This is a genomic window from Pararhizobium sp. LjRoot235 (assembly GCF_964254145.1).
In the GTDB taxonomy this organism is placed as follows: Bacteria; Pseudomonadota; Alphaproteobacteria; order Rhizobiales; family Rhizobiaceae; genus Pararhizobium.
In genome coordinates this window covers 3170237-3184223 of the sequence record NZ_CAXUSP020000001.1, presented here as the reverse complement: position 1 = coordinate 3184223, position 13987 = coordinate 3170237, and the positions used below count along the sequence as shown (strand labels likewise).

Genomic DNA, 13987 nt, shown 5'->3' with positions numbered 1-13987 from the left:
TGTGGCTCATATGGCCTTCAAGCCGACACGCTGCTCGAGTTTCTCCGCATCTTCCTTGCGCTCGCTGTAGCGGTCGGTCAGATAGCCCGAGATGTCGCGCGTCAGCAGAGTGAATTTCACCAGTTCCTCCGTCACATCGACGACGCGATCATAGTAGGAGGATGGTTTCATCCGGCCATTCGCATCGAATTCCTGAAAGGCCTTGGCGACGGACGACTGGTTGGGAATGGTGATCATCCGCATCCAGCGCCCGAGAATGCGCATCTGGTTGACGGCATTGAAGCTCTGCGAGCCGCCCGAGACCTGCATGACGGCAAGCGTGCGGCCCTGCGTCGGGCGGACTGAACCGACCGAAAGCGGAATCCAGTCGATCTGCGCCTTCATGACACCGCTCATGGCACCATGCCGCTCGGGGCTGACCCAGACCTGGCCTTCCGACCATTGCGACAGGTCCCTGAGTTCCTGCACCTTGGGATGGCTGGCCGGAGCCGCATCGGGCAGGGGCAGGCCTTCCGGATTGAAGAAACGGACCTCCGCACCGAAATGCGTAAGCAGACGGCCGGCTTCCTCGGCCAGCAAGCGGCTGTAGGATACGGTCCGAAGCGAGCCGTAGAGAATGAGGATGCGCGGCGGATGGGCCGAGAGCGGCGTACGCAAAGCCTCGACGTCTGGCAGGCGCAGGTGCTGTGCATGTGCTGCGGGCAGATCATGCAAGTCGCTTTCCCTCCGCGTCGAGCACCTGCTCGCCGTCTTCCTTGGCAAAAGGCCCCTTGTGCGTCTGCGGCAGGATGTCGAGAACGATCTCGGACGGCCGGCAGAGCCGTGTCCCCATCGGTGTGACGACGAAGGGCCGGTTGATCAGGATCGGATGCGCCAGCATTGCAGCCAGAAGCTGGTCGTCGGTCAAGGCCGGATCGGCAAGGCCGAGTTCGTCGAAGGGCGTGCCCTTTTCGCGGATCGCCTCGCGGACACTGAGCCCGGCATCCGCGATCATCGTTTTCAAAGCGTCCCGGCTTGGCTGGTTGTGGAGATATTCGACTACTACAGGTTCGATCCCGGCATTGCGGATCATAGCGAGCGTATTGCGTGAGGTGCCGCAGTCGGGGTTGTGATAAATGGTAACGGTCATATCGAGGCCTTTGATGCAAGGGGGTCGGAGGAGGGGGAGCGTAGCAACCAGCTCATCAGGACAAATGCAAGAACTGCTCCCAGAATTTCGGCGATGACGAAACCCGGGAGGTCGACCGGGCGGATGCCCGAGAAGGTATTTGTCAGCGATCGCGCCAGCGCCACAGCAGGATTGGCGAAGGATGTGGAGGCGGTGAACCAATAGGCGGCGGTGATATAGAGCCCGACCAGCCATGGCACGCTTTTCGGATCAGATCGGATGCCGCCGAGGATCATGGCGACGAGGCCGAAGGCGGCCACGCCCTCGGAAAACCATTGTGCCGCCCCGGTTCGTACCTTCAGCGACGCTTCGATCGGAGCCAGATCGAACATCAGATGGGCTGCGACCGTTCCGGCGATGCCGCCCAGGCATTGCGCGACGATATAGAGTGCCAGATCGCGCCGTGGCAGCTCGCGTTTCAGAGCGAAAACCAACGATACGGCCGGATTGAAATGCGCGCCGGAGACCGGTCCGAAGATGGTGATCAGCACCACTAGAATGGCACCGGTCGCGAGCGTATTGCCAAGCAGAGATAGCGCGACATCATCTGTCAGCCTATCGGCCATGATGCCCGATCCAACCACGGTCGCGACCAGCAGGCAGGTTCCGAGCGCTTCGGCAAAGACGCGGCGTTGTAAGTCGAATGCTGACATCACCCTGCCTTCACCGGGCTGATTGTTGCCCCTTCCATGGCGCCGATCTGGCGCAGATGCGTTTCCATCGCCAGCTTGTCGATCGAGCTGTGCGGCAGGGCGAGAAACGCCATGATGCGGTTTTTCAGGAACCGGGCGGCTTGCGAGAAGGCGCGCTCCTTTTCGAACTCGCTGCCTTCGACGGCTGCAGGGTCCTTGACGCCCCAATGCGCCGTCATCGGATGTCCGAGCCAGACAGGGCAGGCCTCGCCGGCCGCATTGTCGCAAACCGTAAATATGAAATCCATCTGCGGCGCGCCGTCTGCGGCAAAGACCTCCCAGCTCTTGGAACTGAAGCCGGTTGATGGGTAGCCCAGGGCGCTGAGTTCCCTCAGGGCCAGGGGATGAACGGTCCCCTTCGGATAGCTCCCCGCCGAATAGGCCTTGAAGCGGCCTTTTCCTTCGGCATTCAGAATGGCCTCGGCGAGAATGGAGCGGGCTGAGTTTCCGGTGCACAGGAAGAGCACATTGTAGACACGGTCAGGCATTGATTTTTTCCTTTGGACTACAGCAGGGGACGAGGTCTGCAATCAGCGGCGCGCAGATATCGGGGTGGCCGGAACAGCAATCTTTGAGAAGAAACGTCACGACATTGCGCAGGCTGTCGAGGCTGACGCGGTAGACGATGGACCGGCTTTGCCGCTCCGCCGTAACGAGGCCGACCCGCTGAAGCGTCGCCAGATGCGTCGACATGGTGTTGTGCGGAACGCCGAGCAGCCGGGCGATTTCCCCGGCGGGCAGGCCACCCGGTTCGTGGGAGACGAGCAGCCGGAAGGCATCCAGGCGGGTACCCTGGGCGAGAGCGGCAAAAGCATTGACTGCGTTATTATTGTCCATATGTCGAGAGTTATCGACATAATGGCGCTGCGTCAAGACGGAACCACCATCCCGCCCCCAGCGCCGATCGTCGAACAGTCTGTCGAGGAAACGCCGTCTTGCCGTTCCCGAAGGTCCATGGGATTTCCGAACAAAATGAAGCGCTCTGCGTTTCGGGTTTGAATGGGATGGACACGATGCCGCAACTGGTCGATGGAAAATGGGAAAAGGGCGATGTCGCCGCCAGCGAGATGAAGGATGGTGTCTTTCATCGCGAACGTACCAGCTTCCACAACTGGATCACCCCAGATGGCACACCGGGGCCGGATGGCCAGGCGGCACTTCCCACTGAGGCCGGACGCTATCAGCTATTCGTCGCCTTCACCTGCCCCTGGGCGTCCCGCACGCTGATGATGCGCAATCTGAAGGGCCTGCAGGACATTATCTCCGTTTCCATCGCTCAACCGGAACTGGGCGAAAACGGCTGGACCTATGCCGAGCCGCAGGATGCCGGCCCGCGCATCGGGAAGATCCGTTATCAGCACGAGCTCTACACGGCATCCGACCCGCATTATACCGGCAAGGTCTCCGTCCCGGTGCTCTGGGACCGAAGGGAAGGCCGCATCGTCAACAACGAATCCGCCGATATCATTCGCATCCTCAACACGGCCTTCAATCATCTGACGGGCAACAGGCTTGATTTCTACCCTGAGACGCTGCGCCCGGAGATCGACCGCTGGAACGCGCCGATCTATGAGAACGTCAACAACGGCGTCTACCGGGCTGGTTTTGCCAAAACGCAACATGCCTACGACGAGGCCGTGACCAGCCTCTTTGACATGCTCGATACGCTCGAAGCGCACCTGTCGCAACACCGCTACATCGCCGGAACTCACTTCACCGAGGCCGACATCCGGCTGTTCGTGACGCTGATCCGCTTCGATGCCGCCTATCACGGCGCCTTCAAATGCAATCTGCGGCGGCTGGAGGATTATCCTAGCCTGTCGCACTATCTGCGCGAGATCTACCAGTGGCCGGGCATCCGCGCGACCGTGCGGATCGATCACATCAAGCGCGGTTATTATTCCATCGCTCATATCAACCCGACGCGAATTGTCCCCGTCGGCCCTGCGCTGGACCTCGACCGGCCGCACGACAGGGCACGTCTCGACGGGCGGGGCGTAGTTACCCTTTGATTTTGCTAATTTTACCAAGCAAATAAATCTTGAGGGCCCAGCCGAAGGCCATTGCGGAAAAGCGAAATCGCGCTAGTTTAATACCCGTTCTGATGGTTCCCGATCGGGAGCGCCAAGACGATCTGCCCGGCATGCCGACTGGCGGTATCACTGTTCTTCCAGCAAGGCTTGGTTTTGGCGGCCCCTGGCGTTCCAGCTCCGGCTTTCCCGTCACCGGATTTTCCGGCGACATGTCGAGACCGGCAGCCGCGCGGGTATCCAGCGGAACGATCCGATGGGCTGTGGCTGAGGTCTGGAATGAGCACAACATTTCTGAAACTACTTCGCCGGCTGGTTCAAAAAGGCAATCTGCGCATTGCCCTCTCGTCTGGAGAACAGGCTGTCCTGGGGGACGGCTCCGGTCAGCCCGTTGCGCTCCGGACGCTCGATGAAGACGCGGAAAAGGCGATCTTGCGCGATCCGGGCCTGAAATTCGGAGAGATGTATGTCGACGGGCGCCTCGTCATCGATGAGGGCAACATTTTCGATGTCATTTCGATGATGAAGGCCAATGGCCTCGAACGGGCGGCGACCGTCAGCAACACCGTCACCGCCCTTCTGCACGTTGCCGAGCAGCAGATCAAAAGCCGTCTGCCGGTCAATCGCAACAAGCCCAATGTCGCCCATCACTACGATCTCGATGGCAAGCTGTTCGATCTGTTTCTCGATAGCGACTGGCAATACTCCTGCGCCTATTTCGATCCGCCCGGCATCAGCCTCGATGAGGCGCAGACGGCGAAGAAGCGCCACATCGCGGCAAAGCTGCTGCTGGAGCCCGGCCAAAGCGTGCTGGATGTGGGCTCGGGCTGGGGCGGCATGGGGATGTACCTTGCCGAATCCTCGGACGTTGAAGTTACCGGCATTACGCTCAGCGAAGAGCAATTGAAGGTCTCCCGCGGGCGAGCGGCAAAGCGCGGGCTTGCGGGGCGGGTTCGTTTCGAACTGCAGGACTACATGACCATGGCGAACCAAAGGTTCGACCGCATCGTCTCCGTCGGCATGTTCGAGCATGTCGGCATGGCCAATTACGGCAATTTCTTCAACAAGATGGCAGACCTGCTTGCCCCTAAGGGTGTGATGCTGCTGCATTCGATCGGCCAGGCGGAAAAGCCCTGGGCGACCAATCCCTGGATCGAGAAATACATCTTTCCCGGCGGCTACATGCCGGCGCTGACGGAAGTCTTGCCGGCGATCGAAAAGGCGCGGCTGATGATCAGGGACATCGAGATCCTGCCGATGCATTATGCCCACACGCTGCGGGCCTGGCGCGACCGCTTCACGGCGCGCAAGGAGGAAGCGATCCGGCTTTATGACGAGCGCTTCTTCCGCATGTGGGAGTTCTATCTTGCGGCGTCCGAGACCGCGTTTCTTTACGACAAGCTGTTGATCTTCCAGATCCAGCTTTCGCGTGAGCAGGATGCCGTGCCTTATACTCGAAACTACATTGGCGAGCGCGAGGCGGCGCTGCGGGAATTCGAAAAGACTCGCCCGCCGCTGGAGCCGGTCGAGTTCTGAGTCGACTGCTGGCAAGGACGGCATGATCCTTCTGTGGACGCTCATTAACCGGTGGAGCACTTGGCCTTGATGGCATGTGCCTCTATGGTGCCTGCCACATCATCATCATCATCATCAAGACACGGAATGCCATGCCCCTGCCTTCAAAGCCCATTGCGGTCCTCATCGCCCAGGAAATCAAGGCGACGCCTGCGCAGGTGATTGCAGCCATCGAGTTGCTTGACGAGGGCGCCACCGTTCCCTTCATCGCGCGCTATCGCAAGGAAGTGACCGGCGGTCTGGACGACACGCAGTTGCGCGATCTGGCCGAACGTCTCGTCTATCTGCGCGAACTGGAAGCCCGCCGGGTCTCGATCCTCGATTCGATCCGCAGTCAGGAGAAGCTGACGGAGGAGCTGGAAGCCAAGATCGCCGCCGTCGCCACGAAGGCGGAACTGGAAGATATCTATCTGCCCTACAAGCCGAAGCGGCGAACCAAGGCGGAAATCGCCCGTGAGCGCGGACTGGCGCCCTTGGCCGAGGCCACTCTTCTCGACCGCTCCATCGCGCCGGCAGACCGCGCAACGGCCTTCATCACGGCGGAGGTGCCGGACGTCAAGACAGCGCTCGATGGCGCCCGCGACATCATTGCCGAGGGCATCACCGAGAATGCCGACCTGCTCGGGCGGCTGCGCGCTCATATGCGGCAGGTCGCATTCCTGCGCGCCAAGGTGGTCGACGGCAAGCAGGAGGCCGGCGCCAAATTCTCCGACTATTTCGACCATTCCGAACGCTGGGCAACCGTCGCTGGCCACCGGGCACTTGCCATGTTGCGCGGTTGGAACGAGGAGTTTCTCTCCGTCGATATCGTCGTCGATCAGGACGACACGTCGCCGGTCAAGCCGGTCGAGCGCACCATCGCCGCCGTCTACAACGTTGGCGGCACGCTGCCGGCCGACAAATGGCTGATGGAGGTGATCGGCTGGACCTGGCGCGTCAAGCTGTCGATGTCGCTGACGCTCGATCTGATGCGCGAAATGCGTGAACGGGCTGAAGAAGAGGCGATCCATGTTTTCGCGCGCAATCTGAAGGACCTGCTTCTGGCCGCTCCCGCCGGCTCACGCGCGACGATGGGGCTCGATCCCGGCATTCGCACCGGCGTCAAGGTCGCGGTCGTCGACGGCACCGGCAAGCTGCTTGAGACGACCACGGTCTATCCGTTCCCACCGAAGAATGACATTCGCGGCACGCAGGCCGAACTTGCAAGCCTCGTTCGCAAACATAAGATAGAACTGATCGCCATCGGCAACGGCACAGGCAGCCGCGAGACGGAACGCCTCGTCGCCGACATGCTGGGCCACCTGCCGGCCGGACCGAAGCCCACCAAGGTGATCGTCTCGGAAGCCGGCGCCTCGGTCTATTCCGCCTCGCAAACGGCGGCTGACGAATTCCCCGGCCTCGACGTATCCCTGCGCGGTGCCGTCTCTATTGCCCGCCGTCTGCAGGATCCACTGGCAGAACTGGTCAAGATCGAGCCGAAATCGATCGGCGTCGGCCAATACCAGCACGATGTCGACCAGGGCCGTCTCAACCGCTCGCTCGACGCCGTCGTCGAAGACGCGGTGAACGCCGTCGGGGTTGATCTCAACACTGCGTCGGCGCCGCTGCTCGCCCGTGTTTCCGGACTTGGAAAATCGTCCGCCGAGGCGATTGTTGCCCATCGCGATGCGACGGGCCCCTTCGAAAGCCGCAAGCAACTGATGAAGGTGCCGCGGCTCGGCGCCCGCACCTTCGAGCAATGCGCCGGCTTCCTGCGCATCCCGAACGGCAAGGAGCCGCTGGATGCATCTTCCGTGCATCCGGAAGCCTACGGCGTGGCGAAGAAGATCGTCGCCGCCTGCGGCCGCGACGTGCGCGCCATCATGGGCGACAGCGCCATCCTGAAAAGTCTCGATCCGCGCACCTTCGTCGATGAGCGGTTCGGCCTGCCAACGGTCAAGGACATTCTTGCCGAACTCGAAAAGCCCGGCCGCGACCCGCGCCCGAGCTTCAAGACGGCGACCTTCGCCGATGGTATCGACGACATCAAGGACCTGAAGCCCGGCATGCTGCTCGAAGGCACCGTCACCAACGTCGCGGCCTTCGGCGCCTTCGTCGACATCGGCGTACACCAGGACGGGCTCGTCCACGTCTCCCAGCTCGCCGATCGCTTCGTCAAGGACCCGCATGAGGTGGTGAAAGCCGGCGATGTCGTCAAGGTGCGCGTCACAGAGGTCGATGTCCCGCGCAAGCGCATCGGGCTTACCATGCGTAAGGATGGCGGCGCAGAGCAAGGCGGGCACGAGGCGAGGGGCGACGCAAAGGCGGCCCATCAGAGCCGCCAGAACCAGGCTCGCGCGCCACAGCCGAAGCCGCAGGCCCCGTCGCAGGGCGCCTTCGGGGCGGCCCTGGCCGAGGCGATGAAGCGGAAATAGCGGTCCGACGTTCACCGCCCGGGATAGCGTGCACAACGTGGCACTTCGTGCAACTGCGGCGGAAAGTCGGGCGTTTGAAGCTCCATTTTTATGCCGCGCAAACGTGCTTGTTCTAAAGCCAGAAGCGTCTCGCCGTTGTCTTCATCGGTCGCCAAGGGTAGAACAGTTCCATGCAGTGGAGCGATCAGGCCATCATCATCGGCGTCAAGCGGCATGGCGAAACCTCCGTCATTGCCGAGCTCATGACCCGTGCGCACGGGCGTCATCTTGGGCTCGTGCGTGGCGGCCGTTCGCGGACGATGCAGCCGGTCTTGCAGCCCGGAAACGAGGTCGAGGTCGTCTGGCGGGCGCGGCTCGATGAGCATCTCGGTGAATTCCGCGTCGAGCCGGTGCGCCTGCGTGCGGCACGCCTGATGGAGGCGGCGACATCGGTCTACGGCGTCCAGGCCATGGGGGCGCTTCTGAGGCTTCTCCCGGAACGTGATCCGCATCCGCATCTCTATGAAGCGCTTGATGTCATCCTCGAAAATCTTCACGATCCGCGCGATGCCGGCGAATTGTTCGTGCGCTTCGAGATCGCCGTGCTCAATGATCTCGGCTTCGGGCTTGATCTGGCGGAATGTGTTGCAACCGGTGAGCGCTCCGATCTGATCTATGTTTCTCCGAAATCCGGCCGCGCCGTTAGCCGCACGGCGGGCGCCCCCTATGCCGACAGGATGCTGGCGCTGCCTGCTTTTCTGACCGAAGGTGGAGCCGCCGACTACGACAGCCTGCTGGCGGCCTTCCGCATGACGGCCTTTTTTCTTCATCGCCATGTCTATGAGCCGCGTGGCATTGCCCTCTCGACGGCGCGTGACGGTTTCGTCCAGGCCGCCCTGAAGGCGCTGAAGCCTCAAGATACCGTCGCGCGCTCATAAGGAATCCCCGGACCGGCATGGGCAAGGTGTTCTGCGAAGGCAGGATCGTCCCCTGCGGCTGCGCAACAACGAAAAATGGCGCCGCGAATGCAGCGCCATTTCTCCCTTCAGGAAAGTATCAGCCGATCTTGCCGCCGCCCTGTTTGGTGATGGCGATCACGGCCGGGCGCACCGGCATGTCGTCTTTGAAGTCCGGCCAGCGTGTGGCGGGATTTTCAAAGGTTGCAAGACCCGCGTCACCCGGATGCTGGACCGCGACGAAGAACGTGTCTGACGTCGGGTTGAAGCTCGGTCCGCACATTTCGGCGCCGACCGGCACACGGAAGAACAGCTTCGACGTGCCTCGGGCATCGCCCTCGGTATCGACGGCCCAGATGCCATCGGTGCGGCCCGTGTCCTTCTCATTGTTGCCGTCGGTTGCGACCCAGAGGCGGCCGTCGGCGTCGATGGCGCAGTTGTCCGGCATGCCGAACCAGCCGTTCTTCGTCGTCGCTGTCGAGAAGGAGGCGCCGACCTCGGCCACCGAAGGATCGCCGCATTTCAGGAGAACGTCCCACTTCGATTTGGTCGAGGTATAGTCACCGTCGGTCTCGGTGATCTCGACGATGTGACCGAAGGCGTTTTTGGCGCGCGGGTTGGCAGCGTCGATCTGGTCGTCCTTGCGCTTGGTATTGTTGGTCAGCATCACATAGACCTTGCCGGTCTTCGGGTTAGGCTGGATATCTTCCGGCCGGTCCATCTTGGTGGCGCCGAGCGCGTCGGAGGCAAGACGCGTGTTGATCAGAACGTCGGCCTGCGAGGCAAAGCCGTTCGCTTCGGTCAGCGGACCTTCGCCATGGATGAGCGGCATCCACTCGACGGTGCCGTCGGCATCGAACTTGGCGACATAGAGGGTGCCCTCGTCGAGAATGTCCATGTTGGCGGCGCGATCGTTCGGATTGAAGGCAGCCTTGGTCACGAACTTGTAGACATAGTCGAAACGCTCGTCGTCGCCGGAATAGAGCACGACGCGACCATCCTTGTTGACGATCGATTCGCAGCCCTCATGCTTAAAGCGGCCGATCGCGGTGCGCTTCTTCGGCAGCGAATTCGGGTCCATGACGTCGACTTCGACGATCCAGCCGAAGCGGTTGGCTTCGGTCGGCTCCTTTGAAACGTCAAAACGTTCGTAGAACTTCGACCACTCATAACTGCCGCCCGGAGCACCGAGGCGCTTCAGCTGCTTGAATTCCGGATGGTCCTCGGCGATCTCGCCGCCGAAATAGCCATTGAAGTTCTCTTCCGACATCAGATACGTGCCCCATGCGGTGACGCCGCCGGCGCAGTTGTTGATCGTGCCGAAGACCTGTTTGCCGGTCGGGTCGGACGGCGTCTTCGCCCGCTCGTGACCGGCAACCGGGCCGGAAAGGTGCATTTCGGTCGTGGCGGTGATGCGGCGATTGTACTTGCCGTCGAGCACCGGCTGCCATTTGCCATCGACCTTGCGGATTTCGACGATCGTGCCGCCATGCGCGGCCATTTCGATATCGACCAGCTCTTTGGTGTATTCGCCGAGTTGGACCTTCTCGACTTCCTTGCCATCCTTCGTTTCCTTCACGATGGACGTGAACTTCGGAAACATGATTTCGGCATTGGTATATTCGTGGTTGACGACGAGCAGGCCGTGATCGGGATTGCCCTCGAGCGGAATGAAGCCGACATAGTCATTGTTGTAGCCGAACAGCTTTTCCTGCGCCGCGGCCGTCTGGTTCAGCGGATCGAAATCCGGGCTGTCGGCAAACAGCTTGTCGCCCCAGCGCAGGAGGATATCGGCGTCATAGCCTTCGGCGACGTGATGGGTTTCATCGACGCCGGCCTCGATCTCGGTGAAATCGAAACCGGACAGGCGGCCGTTGGCGCGTGCATCCTCTGCCGTCAGGATCGCGAGCGGGCTGACGGTGGTAGAGATCGCCGCCACGGCAAGCGAACCGGCCATGAACGACCGGCGCGAAAAGCGGCGGTTGATGATGTCGCCCATCGTCGGGTTGGTGGAACAGTTCTGGCCGATATCTTCGAGCGCTTCGCGCCGGTCGGTCAGCGTCTCGATTTCGGGCGCGGTTGTGGGGGCAGCAACATGATCCATCGTTCATTCTCCTCTTGGTCCGGAAACTGCGCAGAGACGCATCGAAACATGCATAGCCGCTGGACAATGACAGGTTCGCGACAATCTGGCGAAGAGATTGCTTTCTTCAACCGTGTTGGATTTTGACTGCGGGTGAAAAGCTGTATGCTCGGTGCCGCTGCGCCACACCCCGGCCGGAGGAGAAAACATGATCGAAGTCATTGCTTTCGTTGCCTTTGGCATCGCGTTGGCGGCGCTTCTCAACGGACGCAAGACAGCCGAGCGGCTGGAGACGGAGATTGCGGCACTCAAGGAAGAGTTGAAACGGATCGAGGAACTGCGGCCCGCTCTTTCAGCCGCTGCGGGGACGGAGCGCGCCGCGCAATCCGAACCGGCGGAATCCCAGCAAGCGGTTCGGACCGCAACCGTCGAGCGGAAGCGCCTCGCCGAAATCAGCAAGGGCGACGCGATCTTCGGCGGGCCGCCGCCCAGCCAGGATATCGTCGAAAAGGCCTCGCGCGGTGAGCCGGTGGCGGCGAGATCCGCACCAGCGTCCGTGATCGACGCGGTCGCACCGCGGCCGAAGGAAAGCCTGGAAAGCCGCCTCGGCGCGCGCTGGGCCGTTTGGGTCGGCGGCATCGCGCTGGCGCTTGGCGGCGTCTTCATGGTCAAATATTCGATCGACGCGGGTTTGCTCAGCCCCGCGGTGCGGCTGCTCATGGCGGCCATCTTCGGTCTCCTGCTGATGGGGATCGGGGAACTGGTCCGCCGCCGCGCCGTGCCGCTGGTCGCCGACACGTTCCAGAATGCGATGATCCCCGGCATCCTGACGGCAGCGGGCGCGGTGACCCTGTTCGGCGTCTGCTATGCCGCGCACGGCATCTACGGCTTCATCGGCCCGGCCGCTGCCTTCGCGCTGCTGGCACTGGTGTCGCTCGCGACGGTCGGCCTTTCCCTGCTGCATGGCCAGGCACTTGCCGGGCTCGGCCTTCTCGCCTCGCTCGTCACCCCGGCACTGGTGTCGTCCGAAAGCCCCAGCCCCTGGAGCCTGTTCGGCTTCCTTGCCATCGCCTGGAGCGCGACGCTACTTGCGGCCCGTATTCGCCGCTGGGCGATCGTTCCCTCGCTCGCCAATATCGGCCTTTGCCTCTGGGCGCTCGCCTATATCGCCTCGGCAACGCCGTTCGAGACGCTGCCGGTGACACTGGTCATGCTGGTGATGATCGCCGGGGTCGGGTTCATCTGGCCGGGACGCATCGCTGACGCTGCTGCCGCCGATCTGCCGGGGGCGGTGGGTGGTCAACGATCGGCGCTGCCGCGCACGTCGTGGGACCATGTGATGGCGCCACCGTTGGCCGCTATTACGGTCACGACCGGCATCTCCACGCTTTTGACCGCGCTCGCCATGATCAGCCCAATCGCTGCCGCGTCCGATTATCCGGTCGCGGTGTTCTGTGTGGTCGTTTCTGCGCTAGCGGGGCTGGGCGCTCTGCGCGGCTATGCAGTGTATCCCGCCTTGTTGGCCGCCTTTATCGCGATCGCGGGCCTCTGGAGCATCACGGCGCTGAGCGGCCTCCTGATCTTCATCGATCCAGCTTTTCCTGGGGCCATTGCAACGATTGCCGTATCCGGACGAACCGCGATGCTCGCCAGCATGGCGCTCTCCTCTGTCTTCATCGCGCTTGGAGCCCTGGCAAACCGTCTGCATCTGATCGATCATCCGCCTCTCGCCACACTATGGGCGGCGATCATGGCGATCGTGCCATTCGCGCTCACCGGCATGTCGCTGCTGATGACCGGTAACCTGAGCTTCGACCTGCCGCACGGCTTGTTTTCGCTTACCGCGGGCATTGTCCTGCTCGGTCTTGCCGAATGGCTGCCGCGCCGCGATGTGCCGCAGGAAAATATCGCTCTGCCGCAGATGTTTGTGGTCGCCGGATCGCTTGGCCTGTTCGTCATCGCACTGCATGCGTTGACGGAAGGTCTTGCAACCACCACCCTGATCGCCTCCCTGGGGGGTGCCTATGTCGCGGCAACACGTCTGCGCGCTTGGCCGGCGTTGCCCTGGATGATGGTGGGTGCCGCGATTGTGGTGCTTGCCCGCATCGCCTGGGAACCGACCATCGTCGGGCCGCAGAGCCTTGGCACGACGCCGGTTTTCAACGCGCTGCTCGCCGGTTACGGTATTCCGGCGCTGCTTCTCGCCCTTTCAGCCTTTGAACTCAGGAATTGGCCTGACCTGCGCGCCCGAAACCTGCTGCAGGCGCTTGCGAGCCTGTTTGCGCTGCTGGCCGTCGCCATCCTGGTGCGCCACGCGATGAACGACGGCGTGCTCGACAGTTCGGTGCCGACACTCAAAGAACAGTCGATCTACACCCTGCTTGCGATCGGCGCCTCCGGCATCCTGATGACATTCGACATGAAATCGCCAAGCCCTGTCTTCCGCTATGGCAGCATGACGGCCGGCGTCTTGTCGATGCTCTCGATCCTTGGTGCGCATCTGCTCGGCCTCAATCCCTATTTCAGCGGCGAACTGCTCGGCTCCGTGGCGTTCTTCGACCTGCTGCTGATCGGTTATCTGTTGCCGGGACTGGGCTATGGGGGCCTTGCCTGGTATGCCCGCGGCAAACGGCCGATGCCCTATGTTACTGCGCTTGCGGTGACGGGCGCGGTCCTCGCCTTTTCCTGGGCCACGCTTTCCGTGCGCCGCTTCTGGCAGGGCGAAAGCATTGCCGACTGGAAAGGCTTCCTGCAGGGCGAGACCTATACCTATTCCGTCGTCTGGCTCGTTCTCGGCGTTCTGCTTCTAGCGCTCGGTTCGCGTTTCAACGCCAAGAGCATCCGTGTCGCCTCTGCAGTGCTGGTCTTCGTCGCGGTGCTGAAGGTCTTCCTGATCGACATGGCCAATCTGGAAGGCTTCCTGCGGGCGCTCTCGTTCATCGGCCTCGGCGGCGTGTTGATCGGCATCGGCCTGTTCTACCAGCGGATACTGTCCGGCAGGGTTCCACCAGAGCCGAAAACGCCTGTGGACATCGACGCGGAACCGGGCCAAACAGCCTGATCGCTTCGATTCTCGTGTCTCCCCTTGGA

The 13987-nt window shown here is 62.1% G+C and carries 11 protein-coding genes; 5 read left to right on the top strand and 6 right to left on the bottom strand.

Going from position 1 to position 13987, the window contains the following annotated elements:
• Positions 1–6: 6 nt before the first annotated feature.
• The 5 genes from arsH to ACSQ2Z_RS15555 are packed head-to-tail and all read right to left on the bottom strand — an operon-like array spanning position 7 to position 2697.
• Positions 7–714, bottom strand: coding sequence for an arsenical resistance protein ArsH (arsH, locus tag ACSQ2Z_RS15575; protein WP_436082015.1), 708 nt, complete (start codon positions 712–714; stop codon positions 7–9).
• Complete coding sequence (gene arsC / locus ACSQ2Z_RS15570; RefSeq protein WP_436082014.1) at positions 707–1129, bottom strand: arsenate reductase (glutaredoxin); 423 nt, start codon at positions 1127–1129, stop codon at positions 707–709. The genes arsH and arsC overlap by 8 nt, the downstream gene beginning before the upstream one ends.
• Positions 1126–1821 carry an MIP/aquaporin family protein gene (locus ACSQ2Z_RS15565; protein WP_436082013.1) on the bottom strand — a complete coding sequence of 232 codons (696 nt, stop codon included), beginning with the start codon at positions 1819–1821 and terminating at the stop codon, positions 1126–1128. The genes arsC and ACSQ2Z_RS15565 overlap by 4 nt, the downstream gene beginning before the upstream one ends.
• A complete protein-coding gene (locus ACSQ2Z_RS15560) occupies positions 1821–2348 on the bottom strand; it encodes an arsenate reductase ArsC (RefSeq protein ID WP_436082012.1) in 528 nt (175 codons plus the stop codon). The genes ACSQ2Z_RS15565 and ACSQ2Z_RS15560 overlap by 1 nt, the downstream gene beginning before the upstream one ends.
• Positions 2341–2697, bottom strand: a complete 357-nt coding sequence (locus ACSQ2Z_RS15555; protein WP_436082011.1) for an ArsR/SmtB family transcription factor — start codon at positions 2695–2697, stop codon at positions 2341–2343. The genes ACSQ2Z_RS15560 and ACSQ2Z_RS15555 overlap by 8 nt, the downstream gene beginning before the upstream one ends.
• Positions 2698–2873: 176 nt before the next feature.
• Here ACSQ2Z_RS15555 and ACSQ2Z_RS15550 point away from each other — a divergent pair, with 176 nt between their 5' ends.
• The 4 genes from ACSQ2Z_RS15550 (at position 2874) to recO (ending at position 8796) form a co-directional block, all read left to right on the top strand.
• Positions 2874–3872: a glutathione S-transferase family protein gene (locus ACSQ2Z_RS15550; protein ID WP_436082010.1), complete on the top strand. Its 999-nt coding sequence runs from the start codon at positions 2874–2876 to the stop codon at positions 3870–3872.
• 297 nt (positions 3873–4169) lie between these two features.
• Entirely contained in the window at positions 4170–5426 is a 1257-nt protein-coding gene (locus ACSQ2Z_RS15545) for a class I SAM-dependent methyltransferase (RefSeq protein ID WP_436082009.1), read from the top strand.
• Between the two features lie 131 nt (positions 5427–5557).
• Entirely contained in the window at positions 5558–7879 is a 2322-nt protein-coding gene (locus ACSQ2Z_RS15540) for a Tex family protein (RefSeq protein WP_436083093.1), read from the top strand.
• 170 nt (positions 7880–8049) lie between these two features.
• On the top strand, positions 8050–8796 hold the full coding sequence (gene recO, locus ACSQ2Z_RS15535) for a DNA repair protein RecO (protein WP_436082008.1): 747 nt from the start codon (positions 8050–8052) through the stop codon (positions 8794–8796).
• 118 nt (positions 8797–8914) lie between these two features.
• Here recO and ACSQ2Z_RS15530 read toward each other — a convergent pair whose 3' ends face one another.
• Complete coding sequence (locus ACSQ2Z_RS15530; protein ID WP_436082007.1) at positions 8915–10918, bottom strand: PhoX family protein; 2004 nt, start codon at positions 10916–10918, stop codon at positions 8915–8917.
• 187 nt (positions 10919–11105) lie between these two features.
• Here ACSQ2Z_RS15530 and ACSQ2Z_RS15525 point away from each other — a divergent pair, with 187 nt between their 5' ends.
• Positions 11106–13958 (top strand): DUF2339 domain-containing protein, encoded by a 2853-nt coding sequence (locus tag ACSQ2Z_RS15525; RefSeq protein WP_436082006.1) that lies wholly within the window; start codon positions 11106–11108, stop codon positions 13956–13958.
• Positions 13959–13987 lie beyond the last annotated feature (29 nt).